Below are 23,428 nucleotides of genomic sequence, written 5' to 3'. Positions count from 1 at the left end.
TGACCGCTATGACTCGTATTCTCGTCGTCGACAACTATGACAGTTTTGTCTACACGCTGGTGGGGTACCTGCGTGAGCTCGGCGCTGAGACCACAGTGATCCGCAATGATGACCTGAGCCTGGAAGAAGTCACCGAGCTCGCCGCGGAACACGATGGTGTGCTGATCTCCCCGGGCCCAGGAACTCCCGCGAACGCAGGAATCTCCGTGGACTTGATCCGCTGGTGCGCAGAAGCTCGGTCCCCGATGCTGGGAGTCTGTTTGGGCCATCAGGGCCTCGGTGAGGCATTCGGTGCCACCGTGACGCACGCTGACCAGCTGATGCACGGCAAGACATCACCGGTGACGCACACCGGGCACGAGTCCTTCGCTGGACTTCCAGAGACATTCGAGGCTACGCGCTACCACTCGCTTGCTGTGCAGCCGAACACGGTCCCGGATGTCCTTGAGGTCACCGCCACCACCGCCGATGGAGTGATCATGGCGCTGGCGCATCGCAGCGCCCCCCTGTGGGGGTTGCAGTACCACCCAGAGTCCGTGCTGACTGAGGGAGGTTACCGGATGCTGGGCAACTGGTTGGAGTCCCTCGGGATGGAAGGGGCAGCTGTGAAGGCTGCCGACCTCAACCCCATCCGCTGAATCAGCGGGGTCTGGCGGCAGCAGCTTCCCTGGCGTGTTCGGTAAGAGTTTGTAAGCTCACCGGAGCTGACTGTGGTGCCTCAAACGCAGGAAGTTCCTGCTCAAACTTCTGCCGCACGGCGGTGCCGATCAGGAAGTCCGCGATCGCAGGGTTCTTGGGCAGAAGGGCCCCGTGGAGGTAGCTGCCGAGCACATTGCGGTACCTGGCGCCCTCGTGGGGGTCCCGCTGGTTGTTTCCTTCGCCGACAACGACCTGCGCCAACGGTTCAGCTGTGGGCCCCAAGTATGTCTGCCCGGAGTGGTTCTCATAACCGATGATCTGACCGAAATCCGCGGATTCTGAAACCACGTTGCCGATCAGCCGATTGTCCGTGCCGTAGGTCTCGACATCCAGGACACCGACCCCTGAGATGCGTGAACCGTCGCGTGTTTCGAAGAAGTGCCCGAACAGTTGGTAGAGCCCACAGATCATGAGCATCGGAGTGTCCTGTTCGGCCAAGCCGCGCAGCCGGTCGCCGATGCCCAGAAGGTCCTGCTGTATCCGGTCCTGCCCGGAGTCCTGGCCCCCTCCTCCGATGAGCATGTCCACATCCTCAGGGAACTCGTCCCCTGGGTTGTAGGAGAGCATCACCGGAGTGAAGCCGTACCACTGGATACGCCGCATCAGCACCAGGGCGTTGCCGTAGTCACCGTAAATATTCATATCCCGCGGATACAGCTGAAGGACACGAATCTGCTGATCGGAAGCTGTGGGCTCAGAGGGAACGGGCACAGTCATCAGTTGAAGGCCTCCACCTCGGTGTAGGTGCCCAGGCGTTTACGCAGGGCAAGCATTGCGGTGTAGGTGCAGAAGATGCGCTTGGGGACGTCCGGGTGAGCTGCCAAAAAATCGTCCAGGGCCTTCCCAAGATCGGGTTCGTGGGCAGCGATGCTCACTCCGTCATAGCTCAGCCGCAGCGCCATGTCATAGGTGCGGACCCCGGAGACCATCGCGACACCTTTGTGGGCCAAGGATTCGAAGCCGACATCCCATAGCCAGCTCATATCGCGCCCGTCGGCGTAGTTGTCATTGATGGCGATCATGGTCGCCACCCCCTCAGCTGGGAAGCTCGAAAGCCCCAGCCGGAAACCTGACGGGTTCTTCACCAGCACCAGGTCTACGGGCTGGCCCCCCACGGTGAGGGACTCTCCACGCCCAAAGGCCGGTGACGCTCTGCGCAGTGACGCCAGGAGTGCACCACGGTCAGTGTCATCGCCGAGCACCAGCCGGACCAGAGCCAGCGCGGCGGCAGCGTTGTAAATGTTGTACGCCCCGTTGACGGTCAGCTCGCTGCTGATCTCTTCGGCACCCATCCGGAAGGTTCCCTGTTGGGTGCCCAGCCCGGTCAGCAGCACATCAGCCTCAGGCTGCTGACTCACTACCCCGGAACCTGCCCCGTGGAGCTCATCGTCGGAAGGAAAATGGGAACGCAGCTCCGGGGCCAGCCCAAAGTACTTGACCTGCTGCGTGCTGAGCGAGTCGGCGATCGCAGCGACCCGGGAGTCTTCGCGGTTGAGCACCACACCCTCAGTGGTGTGTTCGGCGATGGTCCGCAGCAGTCCGGCGGTGGTGTCGATTTCGCCGAACCGGTCGAGCTGATCGCGCATCACGTTCAACAACAGGGAGTACTGCGGATTCACGGCCCGCACAAAGTGCACCGCATGAGCCTCATCGAGCTCCAGAACAGCAATATCTGCGTTGAGTCTGCCGGTGGGGCCAATCTCGCCGAGCATGGACGCGACCACTCCGCGGGTGAAGTTGGAGCCCGAACGGTTCGTGAAAACCCGGAGTCCTTGGCCGCGCAACAGCTCCACCACCATCTTGGTGGTGGTGGTCTTGCCATTGGTCCCTGAAACTACGACGACGCCGCGGGGCAACTGGGCGAGCACCCCAGCAAGAAAACTGGGGTCGAGTCGCTCAACAACAAGCCCGGGGAATGCTGAACCTGAACCGCCGCGCAGTCTGGTCAGCGCACGGGCTGCCTTGCCCAGAACAATGGTCGCCGGTCGGGGTGGGCGCAGACGGATCATCGCCAAAGACTACTCCTCGTCCTCTTCCTCGTTCTCGTCCTGGTTGCCATTCCCGTTGCCGTTGTTTCCGTTGCCATTGCCATTGCCGTTGTTGCCGTTCCCGGGGGAGTCGCCCTCTTCCTCTTCTTCCTCGTCGTTGCCGGAGTCCTCCTCGTCCCCATTGTCGTCTTCATCTTCGTTATTGCCGGGGGAGTCCTCTTCCTCCTCATCGTCGTCCTCATCCTCAGACGGAGAGTCGTCCTCCTGGGTTTGAGGGAGGGTTCCCGCGACGATCTGGATGACGGCGTCGTTCGGAACGGAGTCGCCACTGGATACCGCCTGGCCGTTGACCTCGTAGCCGAGAAGTTCCCCGCTGCCGTCGATATCGGATGTCTCCACCCACCGCGGCTGAGGTGTCAGTTGGAACCCTTCTGAGACCAGGAACTCCTCACCGAAGCTGCGGTGCTGGCCGACGTATCCTTCGAGACCGGATGGCAGCTGGACTTCTCCGGTAGAAATGACCAGGTTGACCTCTGAGCCGGATTCTACAGAGGTACCGGATTCAGGGTCGGTGCTGATGACCTCACCCTCGGGGGCATCCGGATCGTCCTCTTCGGTGACCGTTCCGACCTCGAGCCCAGCTTCTTCCAAGATCCCGCGGACCGTGTCCTCCGGCTGACCCACTAGGCCCTCAGGGATTTCGACCTCGCCATCGCCTTCGGAGATGTAGAGAGTGATATCGCTTCCGCTTTCCACCTCAGTCCCTGAGTCAGGGTCAGTGCGGATCGCAAAATCAGCCTCCACCTCCGAGCTGGTCTCGGTGACGGTCTCAGGGCTGAGTCCGGCGTCGGTGAGTTCCTGGACGGCCTCGTCCTCCGGCATGCCGGCCACAGCAGGAACCTCGACCATCTCTGCCTCGACGCCGTCTGAGTCACCGAGCATCTGCGAGAGCACAAAAGTGGTGCCGGCCAGCAGAGCCAGCGCCAAAATCACCAGCAGGATATAGAGCCCGGTGCGGTTGGGTCGGCGTCTGGGCTGGCCGTACTCCTGGTAGTCGTTGTAGTCCGGATCTTCAGGGGTGCGGGCTGACATAGGGACGGCCCCAGCAGGTGAGACCACGTCGTCGAAACCGGTGGCGCCCACCGCGGCGAGCTGCGTGGTGGCGCCCTCGTCCACAGGGATGCCGTGCAGGGCGTCTGCCAAAGCGGCCTCAAACTCGTCTGCCGTCTGGAAGCGCAGAGCCGGATCCTTGATCAGCGCCTTCGTCACCACTGATTCCATGGCAGGGGAGACATGAGGGTTGAAGTCTGAGACGGCCGGGGGCTGCTCACGCACATGCTGATAGGCCACCGACACCGGGGACTCCCCAGTGAACGGCGGACGATTGGTCAGCAGCTCGAACAGCACACAGCCTGCGGAGTAGAGATCGCTGCGGTGATCGACCACCTCGCCGCGGGCCTGCTCCGGGGAAAGATACTGGGCGGTGCCGACCACAGCAGAGGTCTGGGTCATGGTCTGCGCGGAGTCGGCCAGAGCTCGGGCAATGCCGAAGTCCATGACCTTCACATCCCCGCTTTGGGACACCATCACATTGGAGGGCTTGATGTCCCGGTGCACGATGCCACGGGTGTGGGAGTAGCTCAACGCGGCCAGGATCCCGGACATGTACCGGGCGGCCTCCTGATCGCTCAGGGGCCTGTTCAGAGCAGTGTCAATCTTCTTGTCCAGCGGCTGGGTCACCTGTGAGACGACCTGTGTGGCGTCAGGGTCGGTGACACCGAGGACATCAGAGTCGGTGCGGGCGGCTCCTCCCGTGGATTCTGCCGGCTGAGGTGGCAGCGGAGGGGAGTCAGTGCCCTCCTGTGATGCTTCCCCGCGGCTGCCGTGCAAGATGTGCCGCAGGGTGACCCCCCGGACGAACTCCATGACGATGTAGGGCGTCTTGGTGTCCCCACCGTTTTCGCTGACCTGGGTGGAACCAGTGTCGTAGACCCCCACAACATTGGGATGGTTTAACGAGGCCGAGGACTGCGCCTCCCGTTTGAACCGGGTCTGGAACATGGGGTCACGGGCCAAGTCGGGCCGCAGCATCTTCACTGCGACGTCTCGCTCCAGGGACAAATCGTAGCTGCGGTAGACATCTGCCATGCCACCGCGGCCGATTAGCGCCTCGATCCGGTAGCGGCCGTTGAGCACTCGCTCGGTCATCGGTCACCTCCTGAGGCGAAGTAGTTGTATTGCGACGGCCCGCCCGCGCTGGACTGCGGGGTAGTGGCCGGGGAGTTCCCGACCAGCGTGATGCTGGTTGAGCTGGATTCGGTACTGGTCGATGTGGGAATACTGCTGGGGGTGCCCGGCGTCCCGGCCGCATCGGTCTCAGTGTCTGTGGGTTCTGGCTCCGGTTCTGGCTCCGGTTCCGGCTCAGGACTCGGCGTGGGTTCGGGTTCCGGTTCTGGCTCAGGTTCCGGTTCCGGTTCGGTGGTTTCAGCCTCAGTCGGAGTGGGGCTCGGCGGCGGTGGAGGCGGTGCCTCCGTGGTTGCCGGTGGCGGTGGTGGTGGTTCCTGGGTAGTCGCCGGTGGTGGGGGAGGACCGGCCGAGTAGAACAGTGTGACGGTCGCACCGAGCGGAAGGCTGCCTGCGGGAGTGACCCCAGTGACGGTTCTGGCTTCCTGAGTGGAGGTCACCTCTTCGGCTTCCACCTGGAGGCCTTCTTCCTCGAGAAGAACCTGGACCTCGTCGACATTGCGGCCGAGCAACTCGTCCTCATCGACTGCGACCAGCTCGGGCTCCGCCGTCGCGGTTTCAGTGGCGTATTCAGTCACATACTGCGTCGGGGCTGCGTCGGAATCGTCCTCAGAGTGATCGTTGGCCGCCATCAAAGGCAGAACCCAGGCGCCGAAGACGGCAAGGAGCACCAGAACGATCAGCGTGATGGTGGGCCAGCGCCACCGGGACCCGATGGTGGACTCCTTCTGTTCCGCCGCCGGGCTCTGCTGAGTGTCCGGGCTCGGCAGCCCGGCAGCCTGGGCCTGCGCGGTGGCCGGCAGGGAGGTCTGTGCTGGCACGGGCTGTTCAGGGGTCGTGGCGGAGAGTGCGGCCGTGACATCCTCCCCAACAGGCTGACCACTGCCAGCGGCGTCCGCGGTGGGCAGCAGCTGGGTATCGTCGTCGTCCCCGGTGCCACGCAGGTGGTTCCTCATCGCAGGAACTGCCGCCAAGGCTGCAGCGGTGTCGTGACGCAGAAGAGCCTCTGCGGCGTCTGCCATTTTGCTGGCGTTGGGTGGGCGCTGATCTGAGTCCTTGGCCAGCATGCACATGATGAGCGCACGGACCTGGGCCGGGACGTCATCGGGCAGCGGCGGAGGTGGATCATTGACCTGCTTCAGCGCAATCGCGATCTGCGACTCACCCGTGAAGGGCCGGTGGCCCACCAGCGCCTCGTAGCCGATGACCCCGAGGGCGTAGATATCCGAAGAGCCAGTGGCGTGCTGGCCGGTGGCCTGTTCAGGGGAGAGGTACTGGACAGTGCCCATCACCTGACCGGTCGCTGTCAGCGGCACCTGATCGGCGAGCCGCGCGATGCCGAAGTCCGTGATCTTCACCCGGCGGGTGGGTGTGACCAGCAGGTTTCCCGGCTTCACATCACGGTGCACCAGACCCTGATCATGGGCGACCTGGAGAGCCCGTCCGGTCTGAGCCATGATGGAGAGCACTTTCTCCCACGGGAGCGTCTTGTCTCGTTCCAAGATCACGCTCAGTGGCCTGCCTGGTACCAGCTCCATCACCAGGTAGCCGGAACCGGCCTGTTCGCCGTAGTCGTAGATGTCGGCGATGCCTGGGTGGTTCAGCAGGGCGGTGTGGCGGGCCTCGGCTCGGAAACGGCGGAGGAATGCCTCATCGCCGGTGTACTCCTCTTTGAGGATTTTGATCGCGACTGTGCGGCCGAGGACTATGTCGTCGGCCTTCCACACCTCACCCATACCGCCGATGGCGATACGTTCGGTGAGTTTATAGCGGTCACCCATCGTGAGTCCGACCGCGGGTCTCATTCGTCAATCACCGCCTCCAGCATAGTAAGCATCTGGCGTCCGGTGAGATCAGTACCCGTGCCGAGGTCGATGCCCTCGTAGACGACGGTCACGGCGTACTGGGGGTCATCAGCCGGTGCGAAGCCAGTGATCCATGAGTTGTAGGTCCCGGTATCGTCGCCGCGCTCGGCTGTTCCGGTCTTGGCAGCGACCTGGAAACGCCCGGAGTCGGCGCGCCAGCCGGTTCCCTCTTCGACGACGCCGACCATCATCTCGTTGAGCTCACCGGCGGTGGACTCATCCATCACATCATTGAGCACTTCTGGTTCAGGGTTGGAGAGGATCTGAAGGTCAGAGCCCCGAACAGTGTCCACTAGCTGAGGTTTCATCAGGGTGCCGCCGTTGCCGATTGCTGCTGCTGCCATATTCATCTGCAGCGGGGTGGCTGTCACGCTCGCTTGACCGATCGAGGAAAGCGCCAGTTCGGCGTCGGATGTTGTTTCGGGGAAGCGGGACGGCTGGACGTAGACAGGAATGCGCATCGCCTCATTCCAGCCATAGGCCTCCGCCGCCTCCTGGATGGATTCCTCACCAAGTTCCATTGCGGCCTCAGCGAAGGGCGTGTTGCAGGACTGAGCGAAGATCCAGTTCAGTTCGGCCTGACTGCGTTGGGCACAGTTGCCGCCAGCGAAGTTCGGAAGTGTTCGGTCAGACTGCGGCAGATCGATGCTGGAGGGGTTGTCCAGTTCCGTGTCCAGCTCATAGTCACCGGATTCCAGCATGGCCAGGGCAGTGATCAGCTTGAACGACGACCCGGGGAAGATGGGGCGCCCTACGGCCACGTTGTAGTTTACGTGGAGGCCTTCCTGCTCATCGAGCCGCTCCATGTTCTCCTGGTACTCGGTACTGGAATGAACGGCGAGCTCATTGGTGTCATAGCTGGGCTTGGACATCATGGCCTTGATCTCCCCATTGCGGAGGTCGGTGACAATGATGGTCCCGCGCTGATCATTGGGAATCTGGTCATAGGCAAGCCGCTGCAGCTCAGGGTCGATGGTCAGTTCCACCTGCGCCCCCATGACCGTTTCTCCGGTGAAGAGGGCAGTGATCCGGTCAAAGAATTGGGAGTCGGAGTGCCCGGAGATCTCCTCATTGAGAGCCCCCTCAATTCCCGCCTCGGAAGCGCGGCCTTGAACCACGGAGAAGTAGCCGGTGAGGTGGCTGTAGAGTTCCGGTTCGTTGTAGACCCGCTGATAGTCATACTGGGTCGTGTCGCTGGGCACCGATTCTGCAATGGGCGTTCCGTCAACTGTGATGGGCCCGCGGGGGGCACCAGCGTCAGCGATGGTCTGGCGTGAATTCCGTGAGTCGGAGTTAAGGTCGTCGGAGAAGACCACCTGGATCAGAGACAGGGCGGCGAAGAGTGAGACGAACAGGGCCACGGAGACGACCCAGGTGTGACGGATGGCGTTGTTCACCTAGGAGTCTCCTTCCTTCAGCGCCGGTGCCGTCGCCGAGCCCTGGGACTCGCTCACGGGCTGCTGCTCGCCGGTGTTGCGACCACGCAGCGGGTCCTCGGTGCCGGAGGCCCCTTTGCCAGTGGTGTTGAGCATGGGACCGACCACGATGGGCCGGCGAGCGGCGTGACTGATCAGCAGCACAATGGCGACGATCAGCCAATTGGCCAGCAGTGCGGAGCCTCCAGCAGCCAGGAACGGGCTGACCAGGCCGGACATGGGGATCACTCGGGTGATGCCGCCGACGACTACGAACACCTGCAGGACAAGCACCATGGCCAGGCCTACTGCCAGCAGCTTGCCGAAGTGGTCCCGTGTGCCGAGGCCGGCACGCATATAGCGTGAGAAAAGGATCAGGTATAGCACAAGCATGGCTGAGAGACCCAGGAATCCGAGTTCCTCACCGAAGGCCACAATGATCATGTCCGAATTGGCCAGTGCCACGACCTGGGGTGAGCCCGAGCCGAGTCCTGTTCCGGTGAGTCCGCCGTGGGCGAGGCCGAAGAGCCCTTGAACCAACTGGTGGGAGCCGAAGGCCTGGTCATAGATTTCGGGGTCGAAAGGGTTGAGCCAGATATCAAAGCGGTTTCTGGCGTGCCAGACGAACTGGTACGCCAGGACAGCGCCGACGGCGACGAACGCGACACCGATGGCGACCCAGGAGATGCGGGAGGTCGCCACGTAGATCACGGCGACGAACAGACCGAAGAACATCAGCGCGTTGCCGAGGTCGTTCTGGACGATGAGCACACCCAGAGCTATCAGCCAGGCCAAGAAGAGCGGCCCCAGATCCTGAAGTCGGGGGAAAGTCAGGGGCCCCACTTTCCTGCCGGCAAGAAGGATGAGGTCACGGTTGTTGGCCAGGAAACCTGCGAAGAATATGGCCAGGGTGATCTTGGCCAGTTCGCCCGGCTGGAAGCTCATGCCGCCGATGCTGACCCATACCTGGGCACCTTGGATGTCCTGCCCCAGCCCCGGAACGATCGGCAGGAATAGCAACAGAACGCTGACCGCCAGTGAGATGTATGAGAACTGGCGCAGGCGGCGGTGGTCCCGCAGCAGGACCAGCAGAGCGATTGCCGCCACCATAGACACAGCGGTCCACATCAGCTGACGGTCGGCGACGCCGTCGTACTGGTTCGTGAAGTCAAGGCGGTGGATCATGGCGATGCCCAGCCCGTTGAGGGTCACCACAATCGGAAGGATGAAGGGGTCGGCGTATTTTGCTCTGAGGCGCAGCGCAATGTGGAACGCCAGCGCCAATCCAACCTGCACGCCGCCCTCTGTCCAGTAGCGCTGGTCGATCGTGTCCTCGAGGTTCAGGCCCACCAGGACCTGAGCACCGATCCCTATGGTGAGCGCGATCAGCAGCAGCAGCAGCTCAACATTGCGCCGCGGCTTAGGATGCGCCTCGTGATCTTGCGACTTCACTGCTCACCCCCGGTGCTCTGCTCCAGGTTCTCCACAATCTGTTCGGCATGGGTGCGGTTTTCGGCGAAGATTCCCGATTCCACCCGGTTGCGGTCATAACGCGGCAGATTCTCCACGCTGATCCCCATGTGCTCATCCACTTCGGCGAGCGTGATCGGCCCCAGGGACTGTGAGACTCCCGTGAAGATGGCCACCTCACCATCATCCTCACCCACAAAGTACTGGGTCTGAGTCCAGACGTATCCGAGGAACGTGACAATTCCGATAAGCACCACCAGAAGCGCCACAAAGGTGGGCAGGAACCAACGACGACGCCGTCGGGTCGCCTGGACGGCGGCAATCTCCTCGTCGTCGAGGACGTATTCGTCCTCATCCTCCTCGTCGATCTCTGGGCTGTGATCGGTGGATGGCTCAGTGGCTGGTTCGGTGATCTCTGCCGCGGCGGCGTCGTTCTCAGGCGGCTGCTCTGCGGGGGCTTCGCCCAGCATCTCCGAATACGTGTGGCGCACTGGCTTCAGCGGCTGACCCGTCAGGAGTGCGGCCATGGGGTGTTCATCGACATTGCGCGGCACCACAGGGATCGTGCCGGTCTCAGCAGCCGCAACTGCAGCCCCGACCAGCGTGTGCGGTCGGACCCCCAGGGTGCGTTCCACCATGGCCGCAGAGAGTGGTGAGAGTTCGCCCTCCTTGGGGGAGAGACCCTCCAGGGCGTCACGGTTGACCACGGGGATGACGTCGAGCTCCATAGTGTGGTGGCCGTCGTCGCCGAACTGCCCGGCGGAGGCCACCGCCTGCGCGCTCAGGGGAACGGAGTCGGAACTGGCCAGGTGCTCTTCCTCGGCCTTGACCACATCGAGGGCGATGACGGTGACATTATCCGGGGCCCCACCCTCCAGGGTGAGGTTGACGAGATCGTCAACGATCTTCTCCAAAGAGTCAGAGCTGCGCATCTTCTGTTCGATGAGGCGGTCCGAGACCACGGCGTTGAGTCCGTCGGAGCAGAGGAGCCAGCGCTCGCCGGCCTCCAGGGGGAAGCTTGTGATGTCGAGCTCTGGGGAGGCGTCCACATCACCGAGCACGCGCATCAGGACGTTCTTGTGGGGGTGGTACTCGGCGGCCGCGGGGTCCAACCGGCCCTCATCGACCAGACGTTGAACGAAGGTGTGATCGTGGCTGACCTGACGGAATCGGCGCTTCTTCAACCGGTATGCGCGGGAGTCGCCAATATGGGCGAACTGCAGCTTGTCCTCGGTGACCAGGCAGGCGGTGATCGTGGTGCCCATTCCCGCAAGCTTGGGATTGGTCTTCACCAGCTTGTTGAGGAAGGCATTCGCCGTCTGAATCTCATCAGGCAGCACAGTGTCCGGCTCGGCGAAGCCCCGGGTGTCCAGGTGTGCCAGGTCCAGAACAGTGGAGGCCGAGGCCACATCGCCGCCGGCGTGACCGCCCATACCGTCAGCGACCACGGCAAAGTACCGCCCGGCGTAACCGGAGTCATCGTTCTTACTGCGAACGGTGCCGGCGTCGGAGCGGGCTGCGAAGCGGAAGACCAGGCTCATCGCAGTCTCAGGTCCTCAGTTCCAGGACGGTCTTGCCGATGCGGATACGGTCTCCGGGCTCCACGGTGGAGGCGCGGGTGAGCTGTTCATCGCCCAACCACGTTCCGTTGGTGGACCCGAGATCCTCCAGGAACCAGCGCGACCCCTGGGGGAAGAGCCGGGCGTGCTTTCCGGAGGAGTAGTCGTCATCGAGCACCACAGTGCACTCCTGGGCCCGGCCCAGCATGATCGGGATGGACCCCAGTTCGATCTCAGTGCCCACCAGGGGGCCTTCCGAGATCACCAGACGCCTGGGGCGGGGGCGGGGGGTCTTACCGGAATGGTGAACCGTAGCCGGTGTGCTCTCAGCCTCGGGGGCGGAAGCGGGGGCATCATTCCGGGGGGCGCGGGTGCGGGCCCGCTTGGAGACCATCATGTCGCGCCCCTGGGCGGCAATGATGGAGAGAATCAGGATCCACAGCAGCAGCAGCAGGCCGAATTGGAGGACTGTGATCGCGAGTTCGCTCATATGTAGGAGCCGCCTTTAGCCGAGCCGGAAGCGCATTCGCGCATTGCCCAGGGTGATGACGGCGCCGTCATAGAGTTCGGCCTCGGTGCTGCGCAGCTCCTGACCGTCCACATAAGCACCGTTGGTGGATCCCAGATCGCGAGCGATCCAGCGGGAACCTGACTGCGCCACTTCTAAGTGCTTGCGGGAGACTCCGGTGTCGGAGATGGTGATATCCGCTGAGGAGGACCGCCCGATCACGGTGGAACGGTCTTCCAGCTGGTAGGACCGGCCGTCGTGCTCCAGCGTTCCCACAGTTTTGCGAGCCGGTGCGGCGGTGTTGCGGTGCATTCGTGCTGGAAGCGCGGCGGTGGCTGCTGGCCCGGCGGCTGGAGCATGTGGTGGGCGCGGGACTCCTGACTGAGCGGCCGCCGGGGATGAGCTCACAGTCGGGTCAGTCTGAGTCTCAATGCTCATCTGTCCGCGCCGGAGTTCTGTGTTCTTCACGAAGGTGGCCTTCACCGGGCCCTGAAGCGTGTAGCCCTGGGAGTCTGCGTGCCGGATGATCTCCTCGCACAGTTCCTCAGCCAGGGCGGTGCCGTATTTCTTGGCCTCAGTGAAGTCGTGCTCTGAGAGCCGGATCTTGTAGAGGTTGGGTACCAGCGCGACCCCACGTTGGGGCGTGGACGTCTCGCGATCCATGTGGCGGCGTACTGCTGTAGCAATCTCCACGGGGCCGACGCTCCCTCCGCGTCCGGAGAAGGCGCCACGGACGACTTTCTCGATACTGCGTTCTAAGGTGTCGAGCAGTCCCATGGGCACCTCCTACAGGGTTTTGGTCTTGGGTGTGTCCTCTGTTTGGCAGGCGGACACACGGTGGGCAGTCTGGCGCAGAGTCTACTGTCTCACCCTTGAGGAATCGCACCCAAACCCTCAAGCCCATAGAGAAAGTGGGTGATCCTTGTCATATTTGCTGCTGTACTGTTCAGCTTCAACGCGGTGAATTCCGCGCTGTGATGCGTTCCGCATGATGTCCAGTTTCTGTGGACGTTATCGAGTGGTCAGCGCTCGCAAGGGCCTGTTGTCAAGACCAGATGGGGCTGACAGGGGTATCCGCGAAAGCAATTGGACCGTGAGTCTTGTCACATTGGGCGGCATGGTGTTACTGTCATCACATCGTGAGAGCGCTCTCACAGACGAGAGAGCATCTGCGACATGTAGTGGAACCACAACTCCACTGCTCGCATCAGACACCTTGAGGAGGAATTGTGAGCACTACAGATTTCACACACCCCCGGCGTCGCCGACTGTCCCAGGCCGTAGCCCTGGGCGCTGCAGCGACCCTGGCTCTCTCCGCCTGTGGAGGAGACGCTGGCGCTGACTCCGAAAATGGCGACAGCGAAGCCGAAGCACCCGATAGCCTCAGCGTGACCACCTTCAACGAGTTCGGTTACGAGGAGCTCTTCGAAGAATATGAAGAGCAGACCGGCATCAGCATCGAGCACAACAAGGTCGACACCGCAGAAAACGCTCGCGACTCGCTGCGCAACAGCCTCGGAGCCGGCTCCGGTGCTTCAGACATTGAAGCCGTGGAGCTGGACTGGCTTGTGGAGTTCATGCAGTACTCCGACCGTTTTGAGGACCTCGCGGACCCGGAGGTCGAAGGCCGCTGGCTCGACTGGAAGTATGAGGACGCCGTCGACGAAGAAGGACGCCAGATCGGCTACGGAACCGACATCGGCCCTCAAGCCTTGTGCTACCGGGCTGATCTGTTCGAAGAAGCCGGTCTGCCTACTGACCGCGAGGAGGTCGCTGAACTCCTGGACGGCGACTGGGGCAACTACTTCGACACCGGACGCGAGTTCGTGGCCGAGTCGGAGTCCGCCTGGTACTCAGGTTCAGACAACGTCTGGCAGGGAATGATCAACCAGGTTGAGGTGCCCTTCGAATCCGAAGACGGCGAGATCATTGCCGACACCAACCCCGATGTGAAGGATCTCTACGATGAGCTGCTCGAGGCCAGCGTGGAGGATGAACTCTCCGCAGGCCTCTCCCAGTGGTCCGGTGACTGGTCCGACGCCTTCCAGCGGGATGGCTTCGCCACCATGCTCTGCCCAGGGTGGATGCTGGGAGTCGTTGAAGGCAACGCTGACGGCGTGGACGGCTGGGACGTCGCTGACGTCTTCCCAGGGGGCGGCGGCAACTGGGGCGGTTCCTACCTGACGGTTCCCACCCAGGGTGAGAACGTCGAAGCTGCCAAGGATTTGGCAGCCTGGCTGACCGCTCCCGAACAGCAGATCAAGGCGTTCGAGGCCATCGGTGCTTTCCCCTCCACTGTGGAGGCTCTGGAGTCAGAGGAGATCCAGTCGGCCACCGACGAGTTCTTCAACGACGCTCCAGTCGGTGAAATCCTCGCCAACCGCGCCGAAGCTATCGAGGTTCAGCCCTTCAAGGGCCCGAACTACCTGCTGATCAACGTCGCCATCCAAGACGCACTCAACCGTGTTGATGTCGACGGTATCGACGACGCCGATGAGTCCTGGGACAAGTTCGTCAATGACGTAGAGGCTATGAAGTAACCCATGGCTCCACGCAAACACCTCCGGTCCCGGGCTTCGGCCTGGGACCGGAAGTATTCGCCCTACCTTTACATCAGCCCGTTCTTCATTCTCTTCGCCATCGTGGGGCTCTTCCCGCTGGTCTACACCATCTGGGTGGCCGCCCACGACTGGGACCTCATCATGGGGCAGGGAGAGTTCGTTGGACTCGACAACTTCGCTCATGTGGTGGGCCAGAGGGCCTTCTGGATCGCTCTGCGGAACACGCTGAGCATTTTCATCCTCTCCACAGGACCTCAGGTGGTCGCCGCGATCATCATCGCCTACATGCTCGACAGCCACCTGCGCGCCAGAACCTTCTGGCGAATGGGTGTGCTGCTGCCCTATGTGGTCACCCCAGTGGCCGTGGCGCTGATCTTCTCCAACTTCTTCTCCCAGCGCTTCGGCCTGGTGAACTCGGTGCTGGACACCATCGGTATCGACGCCATCGGCTGGCAGTCTGACGTCCTACCCAGCCACCTGGCTATCGCCTCCATGGTCAACTTCCGCTGGACCGGCTACAACGCCCTGATCTTCCTGGCAGCCATGCAAGCGGTGCCGCGGGACCTCTATGAACAGGCTGAGATCGACGGCGCTGGCAAAGTCCGCCAATTCATCTCAGTCACCGTGCCCATGCTGCGGCCCACCATCATCTTCGTGGTCATCACCTCCACTATCGGTGGCCTGCAGATTTTCGATGAGCCCCGGCTCTACGACCAGTACGGCCGCGGCGGCACAGATGGTCAGTGGCAGACCATGACCATCTACCTCTACGAACTCGGCTGGACACGCTCGGACTTCGGTTTGGCCTCAGCAGTGGCAGTGCTGCTGTTCCTGCTGATCGTGGCGATCGGCATCATCAACTTCACCATCACTCGGCGCATAGCCAACGGTGAGGGGCGCAAGAGCACCACACAGCAGCGTCGCCTTAAGAAGGGAGCCAGGTCATGACAACCAGCGCACCATTGGCACCTGTTGATCCGGAAGCCAAATCGGGCCGGACTCTGGGCCGGCGTCGTCGTTCCGCACCGGGAGGCCAGAACCGCAGACCGGGGTTCATTGTGTACGGCTGCCTGGTTGCGGTCGTGGTGGGCGGGATGTTCCCCCTGTGGTGGAGCTTCCTGATCGGATCCCACGACTCGACGATTCTTTCCCGGACCAGTTTCCCGTGGTGGCCAGGTGGGAACTTCCTCGCCAATGCCGCCACAGTCATGGATACGGTGCCGTTCTGGCGGGCGACGATGAACTCCATCATCGTCTCCACCACCACGGCGGTCTCTGTGGTCTTCTTCTCCACGTTGGCCGGCTATGCCTTCGCCAAGCTGCGGTTTAAGGGCTCAGGTCCACTGCTGGTGTTCGTCATTGCCACCATGGCAGTGCCCACTCAGCTCGGCGTCGTGCCGCTCTACCAAGTCATGGCTGCCCTGGGCTGGACCGGTGAGCTGACTGCGGTCATCGTCCCTGCCCTGGTGACGGCCTTCGGCGTGTTCTGGATGACCCAATACCTGCGCCAGGCCATTCCGGATGAGCTGATCGAGGCGGCCACCATGGACGGATGCTCCATGATCCGCACCTTCTATCACGTGTGCCTGCCAGCGGCGCGCCCCGCGGCGGCCATGCTGTTCCTGTTCACGTTCGTTCTGAATTGGACGAACTTCTTCTGGCCGTTCATTGTGCTCGGTCCGCAGAACCCCACACTTCCAGTGGCTCTGCAGCAGCTCCAAGCTGCCCACTTCGTGGACTACTCGCTGGTGCTCACCGGGGCCACCCTGGCCACTGTGCCGCTGTTGATCCTCTTCGTCTTCGCCGGACGCCAACTGGTGTCCGGAATTATGCAAGGAGCTGTTAAAGCATGACCATCGTGACGCCGTCCGAAGCTGTCTCCACCGGCACTTCGGTAACTTTTCCCTCGTCTTTCCTCTGGGGCTCCGCCACTGCGGCCTACCAGGTGGAGGGCGGATTCGATTCCGCCGGAAGGACTCCCAGCATCTGGGACACCTTTTCCAAGACCCCCGGCAAGGTCCACGCCGGGGACACCGGGGATGTGGCCTGCGATCACTATCACCGCTTCCGCGAAGACGTTGCGCTGATGAAACGGCTCAACCTGAAGGTCTACCGGTTCTCGGTGAGCTGGTCACGGGTCATGCCCGATGGCGTCAATGTGAACCCTGAGGGACTGCGGTTCTACACCGAACTGGTGGATGAACTCCTGGCCGCCGGGATCATCCCTTGGCTGACGCAGTACCACTGGGACCTGCCCCAGGTGCTGGAAGATGCCGGCGGTTGGGCCAATCGGGAAACGGCCTATGCGTTTGAAAACTACGCGGTGGTGCTCCATGAGGCACTCGGTGGCAAGGTTCGGCAGTGGACCACGCTGAACGAGCCGTGGTGCTCAGCGTTTCTGGGCTACGCCAACGGTCACCACGCCCCCGGACGCACCGAGCCCTCCGCCGCATTGGCCGCCGCTCACCACTTGTTGCTGGGCCATGGGCTCGCGGTGCGTAGTCTGCGCGAACGTGACCCGGAGCTGGAGCTGGGCCTGACCCTGAACTTCACCGACTACCGGCCAGCAGATCCGTCCTCTCCCGGGGATGTGGACGCCGCACGCCGTCTGGACGGGTCCTTCAACCGGTTCTTCGCAGACCCGATCTTCCGCGGGGCCTACCCTCAGGATGTGCTGGAGGATCAGGCCGGGCTCTGGCCTGAGGATCTGGTGCGTGACGGTGACTTGGAGGCCATTTCCACTCCCATTAATGTCCTCGGGGTGAACTTCTACACCGGCGAGCTGCTCACCGGGGCGGATCCAGCTGAGGCTTCTGACGCCGCGGCCACCGCCCGGGCCGAGGGAGAGCCGAACCCGAACGTGGGCTCAGAACACGTCTCCTCAGTCCGCCGCGGCCTTCCGCAGACGGCAATGGGCTGGGAGGTCTACCCGCAGGCGCTGCGCGACCTCCTGCTCCGGCTGCACACCGACTACACCTCTGAAGCTCAGGTGGCGCTCTACGTGACAGAAAACGGCGCAGCCTATGACGACGTCGTCGAACCTGACGGGTCGATCCGGGACACCGAGCGCCAGGACTACATCCGCCAGCACCTGCACGCGGTGCATGAGGCTATGGATTCCGGGGCCGATGTGCGCGGATACTTTGTGTGGTCCCTCTTAGACAACTTTGAGTGGGCCTTCGGTTACGCGAAGCGGTTCGGCATTGTGCGGGTGGACTACCAAACCCTGGAGCGGACACCCAAAGCCTCCGCTCATTGGTATGCGCACATAGCGCGAACCGGTGTGGTGGACTAGGGCCCTAAGGTGTGAAGGTCGGCGCTAGCCGGCCTCAGAGGCGAGCGCGGCACGTGCGCGCTGCCGGAAAGGAAACTGTGCCCGCTAAGCGCCTGCCCACTTTGGAGGATGTTGCCGCCCGCGCCGGAGTCTCACGCGCCACGGCGTCCCGGGTCGTCAATGCGGACCCCCGTGTGGGGCAGGCCGCCCGCGAGGCAGTCCAGGCCTCCATCCGGGACCTTGGCTACCGGCCCAACCGTGCGGCCCGGTCATTGGTGCGCCCGGATGCTGACTCCATTGCCGTCGTCGTCCCGGAGGCGGAGGAGAGGGTGTTCTCCGATCCGTTCTTCTCAGCCATTTTGGGTGCGATCTACACCAAGCTGGCTGATTCTCCCGTCCAGGTGCTGCTGGCCGTGGCGCCGCCAGGCAAGCGAGACAAGATTGACCGGTACCTCCGCGGTGGGTACACCGATGGGGCCATTGTGGTTTCGCACCACCGTGATGACGGCATCACTGATGTCCTACGTGAGATCCAGCTTCCGGCGGTCTACATCGGCCGGCCCCACGCCGGGGACGTGGGCCTGCCCTATGTGGATGTGGACAATGTGACTGGAGGGATGCTCGCCGCCCAGCGGTTGATCGACGGTGGCCGGCGCCGGATCGGCACCGTAGCTGGCCCGCAGGACATGGCTTCCGGTTATGACCGACTCACCGGGTGGCGCCGCGCGATGACCCACGCCGGTCTTGCAGATGATCTGGTGGAGTACGGAGACTTCACGGCCGCCAGCGGTGGTGAGAAGATGCTGCGGTTGTTAGAGCGCGAACCCAACCTCGATGGTGTCTTCGCCGCCAGTGACCTCATGGCGGTCTCCGTCATTCAGGAACTGCAAGGGCGCGGCATTTCGGTGCCGGAAGATGTGGCGGTGGTGGGTTTCGACGATTCCCAGATGGCCAAACTGACCAGACCTCCGCTGACTACGGTGCTCAGCACCACTTCCGGCATGGCCAGCACGGCGGTGGAGATGCTGCTGACGCTGCTGAAGGGCCAGCAGGTGGAGCACGTCATCCTCCCCACGGAACTCATCCCGCGCGACTCCGCGTAACCTCCCGCCCGGCCCGGCCCGGCCCGGCCCGGCCCGGCCCGGCCCGGCCCGGCACCGCGCTGGCCGCTCGGCCCGCCGCCTGGGGCCGCCACCCCACAGAATGTCTCGGGATGTGGGAAACGACGCCGAAAACGCGCCTAGTTTCCCATATCTAGAGACGCTATTCCGCGCCAGGGGCGCCGCAAGAGCCCGACCCCGCATGGCAACCAGATCGTGAACTCCACGTAAACTTTTTCAATTTTGAAATAAAATCGGCTTGGGGTGAGTTGTCACCCAACGAACCGCGGAACACCTGCGGGCAGCTCCGCGCGAGCAGTAGTCACCCCAAAACCCAAAAGAAGGAGATCATCACCATGGCAATCACTCTGACCCCTGGCACCTGGACCCTGGACGGTTCCCACTCTGAGATCGGCCTCAGCGTCCGCCACGCCGGCATCTCCCGTGTGCGCGCCATTTTCGAAGAGTCCACCGGCACTCTGCAGGTCAGCGAAGACGGCTCAGCCGACGTCAACGCCGTGGTCCGCGCTGACTCCTTCAACTCCAAGGACGAAAACCGCGACGGCCACGTCAAGGGTGAGGACTTCCTGCACGCCGAGAAGTACCCCGAGCTGACGTTCGTGGCCACCAGCGTGAAGCCTTCCGGCGAGGTATTCGACCTCACCGGCGAGCTGACCATCCGCGGCGTGTCCAAGACCGTGACCTTTGAGGTCGAGTTCGGCGGCCAGGCTGTGGACCCCTTCGGCATGACGCGCGCCGGTTTCTCCGCCACCACCACCATCTCCCGCAAGGAGTTCGGCCTGACCTGGAACGCAGCCCTCGAGGCCGGCGGTGTCCTGGTCAGTGACAAGGTCAAGCTCGACCTTGATGTTGCCTTCGTCCACCAGGGCGAGTAATTCCCTAGAGCACGACGCCGCCGCCAGCTTTCCCCTTGGCTGGCGGCTTCCAAGAAGACCCCGGTGCAGCAGGTTTCGCGCCGGGGTCTTCTGCTGCTCAGAGGGCCTAGGCTACTCGCGGTACTCGAGAGTCCAGGCTGCCCACGTCCATGAGCTCCTACCTCAGGATGAGATGAGAACCATCCTCTGATCCGATGTCTGGCACGGCCCGCGTTCGTAGCGTGGAGACCATGACCACACTAGCGAAAACAACAGTCCAGGCAGCAGTGCGCGCCGAGGCTCTCACCAAGACTTACGGGGCAGGCAATGCCGCGGTCCGGCCCCTGCAGAACCTCACCGTCAGCTTCCCCGCTGGCCGTTTCACAGCGGTCATGGGGCCTTCCGGGTCAGGTAAGTCCACACTGATGCACGTGTTGGCGGGGTTGGACACACCGGATGGCGGGGATATCACCCTGGCCACTGACCGTGGGCCCATCAGCTTGACTGGCCTGACGGAAAAACAACTCACCAGGGTCCGGCGCGACAGCATCGGGTTCATCTTCCAGGCCTATAACCTCATCCCCGCCATGACGGCTGAGGAGAATATTGTTCTTCCGTCCTCCCTGGGTGGCCGTGCCCAAGTCGACAAGACGTTCTTCCGCCACGTGGTGGACCGTTTGGGGCTCACAGATCGGTTGCACCACCGGCCCTTTGAACTCTCAGGGGGTCAGCAGCAGCGGGTTGCTGTGGCGCGGGCGCTGGTCGCCCGGCCCAGCGTGGTCTTTGCAGATGAGCCCACCGGAAACTTGGACCAGGCCTCCGGGGCGGAGGTGTTGGATCTGCTGCGCACTGCGGTGGATGAGTTCGGGCAGACAGTCATTATGGTCACGCACGACGCCGCCGCGGCCGCAGTTGCCGACAGCACCGTGCTGCTGGCCGATGGTCGCGTAGTGCAGACACGGGAAGAACCCTCAGCTGAAGAGCTCGCCGCGGCTATGCTCCACGCCGGATCTGTTGTTGGCGCACCAGCTGCAGGGCAGGCCACCGACGGGGGTGTCTCCTGATGATCGGCAGCCCAGTACTGCGCACCAATCTGCGCTCAGGCGGGAAGCGGCTGTGGGCCGCCGGTGCCGCCGTCGTGATCTCCGTGGCGTTCGTCGTCACGGCCTTGATTCTGCTCGGCTCCTTTAACCGCACTATGGAGGCTCAGGCTGTGGCCGATGCCGAGGGTGCGGACCTGGTGGTCAACGCTGAGGCGCTCACCTGGGCGCAGAACGCGGCCGAGGAAGCGGGAACATCAGAGACCTCATCTGGTGACCGTCCTGACCAGCAGCTGGCTGATGCCATCAGCGAGCTTGATGCCGTCGCTGAGGCGGAGGCGCTCAGCTTTGTGTTCCTCCAGGGCGAAAGCTCAGGCGTGGACAGCATGCTGCTCGCGGGGGATCTGCCGGAAACGCGCACTATGGACGTCGCCGAAGGGTCCCTACCCGAGCAGGATGACCAGATCCTCCTGGTCACAGACTTCGCCGAGGCGAACAATCTCGGCGTCGGTGACACCATGCAGGTCGCCACTGAGCGTTTCAACGCAGAATCAGGCAATGTGGAAGAGGGCTCCGCAGAGCTCACGGTCTCGGGCCTCGCGTCCGGCTACCACCGGACAGTCAGTGGCTACGTGAGCTCCGAAGGTCTTGAGTCTCTGGATGCCGACCAGACCCCGACCTCCCTCCGGGTCGCGATGACAGGGGAGGATCACGGCGATACGCAAGCACAGGAGGAGCTGCAGCAGCAGATCGCTGACGTCGTCGCAGCCATGATCGACAACGGGGAACTCCCCACTGATACCGGCAGTGATGACGACGCCGCCCAGATTTTCACACAGCCCGACGGCAGCCTCGTCGTCGCTGGGGTTGACATCCGCACCCAGCAGCAGATCATTGACGCCTGGGTCGCTGATCTGACAGGACAGTCGACGGCGCTGCTGAGTATTGGACTGGGTTTCGGCGCGATCGCAGTGTTCGTCGCCAGTCTCGTCATCTCCAATACGTTCCAGGTGCTGGTCGCTTCTCGCTCCCGGACGATGGCGCTGCTGAGGGCTGTGGGGGCCACGGCGGGTCAGCTCCGCCGAGCCACTGTGGCCGAAGGTGCGCTGCTTGGTGTGGGCGGTGGCGTGCTCGGCGTCCTGCTGGGATGGTCGGCCGCGGTGGGCATCGCCACTGTCGCGCAGCGATTCTGGCTGGAGAGCTTCTCCTCAGCGCAACTCAGTGTGCTCGCCGTCGTCACCGGACTGCTACTGGGTGTTGCGGTGACCGTGCTGGCGGCGGTAATGCCGGCGCTGAAGGCCGGGCGGACATCCCCCATGGAGGCTCTACGACCGGTTGAGATCTCCGCTGGTCCCAAACGGATCCCCTGGGTGCGCACCGTTTTGGGTGTGCTTCTTGCCGCGGGTGGTCTCGGTGGGGTGCTACTTTCGGCGCTCATCCATAGCCGTTGTTGGGTGCCGCAGGTGCCCTCATCGGATTCACTGGGGTTCTGCTCATGGGCCGGTTCCTGGTTCCACGTGCCGTTGCCCTCCTGGGGCAGCTCGCTTCCCGAGTGCCGGGTCTGAAGGTACCGGGCCGCTTGGCCGGTCAGAATGCGCGCGCCATGCCAGGCCGTACCGCGGTCACCACCTCCGCATTGTTGATCGGGGTCACTCTGGTGTCCACGATGACCATGGGCGCGATGACCGCTCAGCATTCACTGAGCGAGGAACTGGCGGAGCGGAACCCTATCGACGCGAGTCTGGACGTCGCATCTGAATCGGTGGAGCAGATGGCGGAGGACTCATCCATCGTGGAGAGGCACCAGGTGCTTCCCGGTGCGGAAGCGAGCATTGACGCGGCAGAGCTGGATGGAAATTCTGTGGAGGGTCGGGTCGTCTTCGCGGAAGATTCGGTGATCAGTGAGGTCGCCCGGAGCGAGTCGGTGTTCCAGGACCAAAACAGCGGAGAAACTTTCGCACTGATCGCCACTGACCTGATCCAGGACCGGATGGTGGAGTCCGCGGAGGTCACGCTCACACCCGGTGGCAATGCTGCGAACGGATCATCGGAGGCGGGCACCACGGTGCGGGCTGTCCCGGCGTCGTGGGTTCCGGCGGATACCGTGGTGCTGCCTGAGGCCATGGTTGAAGCCGGTGAATCCTGGGCCTTCGAAGACAGTGCGGGCATCACAGTGATGCGTACCGCCGAGTCGGCCAGCATGGGCGACATCAACCGGTTGGGCAGTGAGGCGGAAGCGTTCGCCGGGGAGGTCTCTCTGGACGCTGCCACGGAGCGAGCGGTGTACGCCCAGGTCATCGACACTGTCTTGGTGATCGTGCTGGTGCTGCTTGCCGCCTCAGTCCTGGTGTCGGTGGTGGGTGTGAGCAACACCCTGGCCCTGTCCGTTCTGGAACGTCGCCGTGAGGCCGCCCTGCTGCGTGCCATGGGGATGACGCGCGGATCCGTCGGCGCACTGGTCACTCTGGAGGCGCTGCTGATGGCGGGCGTTGCGCTGGTGCTGGGCAGTGGTCTGGGGGCGTTCTTTGCCTGGGGCGGTGTCAGTTCCCTGGTGGCTGCGGAGGGCATCACTATGACGCTGAGTGTCCCGTGGGACCGCATGGGCTTGATCTGGGCAGCGACTCTTGTGGCTGCTGCCCTGGCCTCGTTCCTCCCGGCACGCGCCTTGTCCCGCACCCCACCTGCGGCGGGGCTCTCCGCCCAGTAGGAACATTCAAGAGGAGTACGACGCCGCCTGCTCACCTTGAGTAGGCAGGTATGAAGAGAACCCCTGGTGTATGAGATATCCACTGGGGGTTCTCTGTGTGCGTGAAGCCCCAGTAGGGCACAT

Annotated in this window: 19 protein-coding genes; 10 read left to right on the top strand and 9 right to left on the bottom strand. The window is 63.1% G+C overall.

Annotation, left to right across the window (positions count from 1 at the left end):
• Nucleotides 1-8: 8 nt before the first annotated feature.
• On the top strand, nucleotides 9-638 hold the full coding sequence (locus FEF26_RS00890; protein ID WP_138251654.1) for an anthranilate synthase component II: 630 nt from the start codon (nucleotides 9-11) through the stop codon (nucleotides 636-638).
• A 1-nt stretch (nucleotide 639) separates the two neighbouring features.
• On the opposite strand, the gene FEF26_RS00885 is transcribed toward FEF26_RS00890, so the two are convergent.
• From FEF26_RS00885 to FEF26_RS00845, 9 genes are read right to left on the bottom strand one after another with little or no spacing between them, the layout of a single operon-like run.
• On the bottom strand, nucleotides 640-1,416 hold the full coding sequence (locus tag FEF26_RS00885) for a type 1 glutamine amidotransferase (RefSeq protein WP_138251653.1): 777 nt from the start codon (nucleotides 1,414-1,416) through the stop codon (nucleotides 640-642).
• The gene (locus FEF26_RS00880; protein ID WP_138251652.1) at nucleotides 1,416-2,708 is read right to left on the bottom strand and encodes a Mur ligase family protein; all 1,293 of its coding nucleotides are present in this window, start codon (nucleotides 2,706-2,708) and stop codon (nucleotides 1,416-1,418) included. Before FEF26_RS00880 ends, FEF26_RS00885 begins: the two co-directional genes overlap by 1 nt.
• A 9-nt stretch (nucleotides 2,709-2,717) precedes the next feature.
• The gene (locus FEF26_RS00875) at nucleotides 2,718-4,895 is read right to left on the bottom strand and encodes a protein kinase domain-containing protein (RefSeq protein ID WP_138251651.1); all 2,178 of its coding nucleotides are present in this window, start codon (nucleotides 4,893-4,895) and stop codon (nucleotides 2,718-2,720) included.
• The gene (locus FEF26_RS00870; protein WP_138251650.1) at nucleotides 4,892-6,736 is read right to left on the bottom strand and encodes a protein kinase domain-containing protein; all 1,845 of its coding nucleotides are present in this window, start codon (nucleotides 6,734-6,736) and stop codon (nucleotides 4,892-4,894) included. The genes FEF26_RS00875 and FEF26_RS00870 overlap by 4 nt, the downstream gene beginning before the upstream one ends.
• Nucleotides 6,733-8,193 (bottom strand): peptidoglycan D,D-transpeptidase FtsI family protein, encoded by a 1,461-nt coding sequence (locus FEF26_RS00865; RefSeq protein WP_138251649.1) that lies wholly within the window; start codon nucleotides 8,191-8,193, stop codon nucleotides 6,733-6,735. The genes FEF26_RS00870 and FEF26_RS00865 overlap by 4 nt, the downstream gene beginning before the upstream one ends.
• Nucleotides 8,194-9,663, bottom strand: coding sequence for an FtsW/RodA/SpoVE family cell cycle protein (locus FEF26_RS00860; RefSeq protein ID WP_138251648.1), 1,470 nt, complete (start codon nucleotides 9,661-9,663; stop codon nucleotides 8,194-8,196).
• Nucleotides 9,660-11,222, bottom strand: a complete 1,563-nt coding sequence (locus tag FEF26_RS00855) for a PP2C family protein-serine/threonine phosphatase (protein WP_138251647.1) — start codon at nucleotides 11,220-11,222, stop codon at nucleotides 9,660-9,662. The genes FEF26_RS00860 and FEF26_RS00855 overlap by 4 nt, the downstream gene beginning before the upstream one ends.
• Before the next feature lie 7 nt (nucleotides 11,223-11,229).
• Nucleotides 11,230-11,730 (bottom strand): FHA domain-containing protein FhaB/FipA, encoded by a 501-nt coding sequence (locus tag FEF26_RS00850; protein WP_138251646.1) that lies wholly within the window; start codon nucleotides 11,728-11,730, stop codon nucleotides 11,230-11,232.
• 15 nt (nucleotides 11,731-11,745) lie between these two features.
• Entirely contained in the window at nucleotides 11,746-12,525 is a 780-nt protein-coding gene (locus tag FEF26_RS00845; protein WP_138251645.1) for an FhaA domain-containing protein, read from the bottom strand.
• Between the two features lie 452 nt (nucleotides 12,526-12,977).
• Between FEF26_RS00845 and FEF26_RS00840 the strand changes: the two genes are divergently transcribed.
• From FEF26_RS00840 to FEF26_RS00800, 9 genes are all read left to right on the top strand, one after another.
• Nucleotides 12,978-14,288, top strand: a complete 1,311-nt coding sequence (locus tag FEF26_RS00840) for an ABC transporter substrate-binding protein (protein ID WP_243730333.1) — start codon at nucleotides 12,978-12,980, stop codon at nucleotides 14,286-14,288.
• A 3-nt stretch (nucleotides 14,289-14,291) separates the two neighbouring features.
• Nucleotides 14,292-15,257, top strand: coding sequence for a carbohydrate ABC transporter permease (locus FEF26_RS00835; RefSeq protein WP_138251644.1), 966 nt, complete (start codon nucleotides 14,292-14,294; stop codon nucleotides 15,255-15,257).
• Nucleotides 15,254-16,162 (top strand): carbohydrate ABC transporter permease, encoded by a 909-nt coding sequence (locus FEF26_RS00830; RefSeq protein ID WP_138251643.1) that lies wholly within the window; start codon nucleotides 15,254-15,256, stop codon nucleotides 16,160-16,162. The genes FEF26_RS00835 and FEF26_RS00830 overlap by 4 nt, the downstream gene beginning before the upstream one ends.
• Nucleotides 16,159-17,604, top strand: coding sequence for a GH1 family beta-glucosidase (locus tag FEF26_RS00825; RefSeq protein WP_138251642.1), 1,446 nt, complete (start codon nucleotides 16,159-16,161; stop codon nucleotides 17,602-17,604). Before FEF26_RS00830 ends, FEF26_RS00825 begins: the two co-directional genes overlap by 4 nt.
• A gap of 77 nt (nucleotides 17,605-17,681) precedes the next feature.
• Nucleotides 17,682-18,686: a LacI family DNA-binding transcriptional regulator gene (locus FEF26_RS00820; protein WP_243730332.1), complete on the top strand. Its 1,005-nt coding sequence runs from the start codon at nucleotides 17,682-17,684 to the stop codon at nucleotides 18,684-18,686.
• 347 nt (nucleotides 18,687-19,033) lie between these two features.
• The gene (locus FEF26_RS00815) at nucleotides 19,034-19,579 is read left to right on the top strand and encodes a YceI family protein (protein ID WP_424991713.1); all 546 of its coding nucleotides are present in this window, start codon (nucleotides 19,034-19,036) and stop codon (nucleotides 19,577-19,579) included.
• 230 nt (nucleotides 19,580-19,809) lie between these two features.
• Nucleotides 19,810-20,622 (top strand): ABC transporter ATP-binding protein, encoded by an 813-nt coding sequence (locus tag FEF26_RS00810; protein WP_138251639.1) that lies wholly within the window; start codon nucleotides 19,810-19,812, stop codon nucleotides 20,620-20,622.
• Entirely contained in the window at nucleotides 20,622-22,163 is a 1,542-nt protein-coding gene (locus FEF26_RS00805; RefSeq protein ID WP_138251638.1) for an ABC transporter permease, read from the top strand. Before FEF26_RS00810 ends, FEF26_RS00805 begins: the two co-directional genes overlap by 1 nt.
• Nucleotides 22,164-22,201: 38 nt before the next feature.
• Nucleotides 22,202-23,305, top strand: a complete 1,104-nt coding sequence (locus tag FEF26_RS00800; protein WP_166432855.1) for an ABC transporter permease — start codon at nucleotides 22,202-22,204, stop codon at nucleotides 23,303-23,305.
• Nucleotides 23,306-23,428: the final 123 nt, after the last annotated feature.

It is taken from the genome of Nesterenkonia salmonea, assembly GCF_005771525.1.
GTDB classification, from domain to species: domain Bacteria; phylum Actinomycetota; class Actinomycetes; order Actinomycetales; family Micrococcaceae; genus Nesterenkonia; species Nesterenkonia salmonea.
Note: the sequence above shows the minus strand (reverse complement) of the source record. Positions and strands in the feature narration are given on the sequence as shown.

Excerpts from the sequence above, each read along its gene's own strand:
- FEF26_RS00890 (WP_138251654.1), top strand. The coding sequence starts at position 9 with ATGACTCGTATTCTCGTCGTCGACAACTATGACAGTTTTGTCTACACG.
- FEF26_RS00885 (WP_138251653.1), bottom strand. The coding sequence starts at position 1,416 with ATGACTGTGCCCGTTCCCTCTGAGCCCACAGCTTCCGATCAGCAGATT.
- FEF26_RS00880 (WP_138251652.1), bottom strand. The coding sequence starts at position 2,708 with ATGATCCGTCTGCGCCCACCCCGACCGGCGACCATTGTTCTGGGCAAG.
- FEF26_RS00875 (WP_138251651.1), bottom strand. The coding sequence starts at position 4,895 with ATGACCGAGCGAGTGCTCAACGGCCGCTACCGGATCGAGGCGCTAATC.
- FEF26_RS00870 (WP_138251650.1), bottom strand. The coding sequence starts at position 6,736 with ATGAGACCCGCGGTCGGACTCACGATGGGTGACCGCTATAAACTCACC.
- FEF26_RS00855 (WP_138251647.1), bottom strand. The coding sequence starts at position 11,222 with ATGAGCCTGGTCTTCCGCTTCGCAGCCCGCTCCGACGCCGGCACCGTT.
- FEF26_RS00850 (WP_138251646.1), bottom strand. The coding sequence starts at position 11,730 with ATGAGCGAACTCGCGATCACAGTCCTCCAATTCGGCCTGCTGCTGCTG.
- FEF26_RS00845 (WP_138251645.1), bottom strand. The coding sequence starts at position 12,525 with ATGGGACTGCTCGACACCTTAGAACGCAGTATCGAGAAAGTCGTCCGT.
- FEF26_RS00835 (WP_138251644.1), top strand. The coding sequence starts at position 14,292 with ATGGCTCCACGCAAACACCTCCGGTCCCGGGCTTCGGCCTGGGACCGG.
- FEF26_RS00830 (WP_138251643.1), top strand. The coding sequence starts at position 15,254 with ATGACAACCAGCGCACCATTGGCACCTGTTGATCCGGAAGCCAAATCG.
- FEF26_RS00825 (WP_138251642.1), top strand. The coding sequence starts at position 16,159 with ATGACCATCGTGACGCCGTCCGAAGCTGTCTCCACCGGCACTTCGGTA.
- FEF26_RS00810 (WP_138251639.1), top strand. The coding sequence starts at position 19,810 with ATGACCACACTAGCGAAAACAACAGTCCAGGCAGCAGTGCGCGCCGAG.
- FEF26_RS00805 (WP_138251638.1), top strand. The coding sequence starts at position 20,622 with ATGATCGGCAGCCCAGTACTGCGCACCAATCTGCGCTCAGGCGGGAAG.
- FEF26_RS00800 (WP_166432855.1), top strand. The coding sequence starts at position 22,202 with ATGCCAGGCCGTACCGCGGTCACCACCTCCGCATTGTTGATCGGGGTC.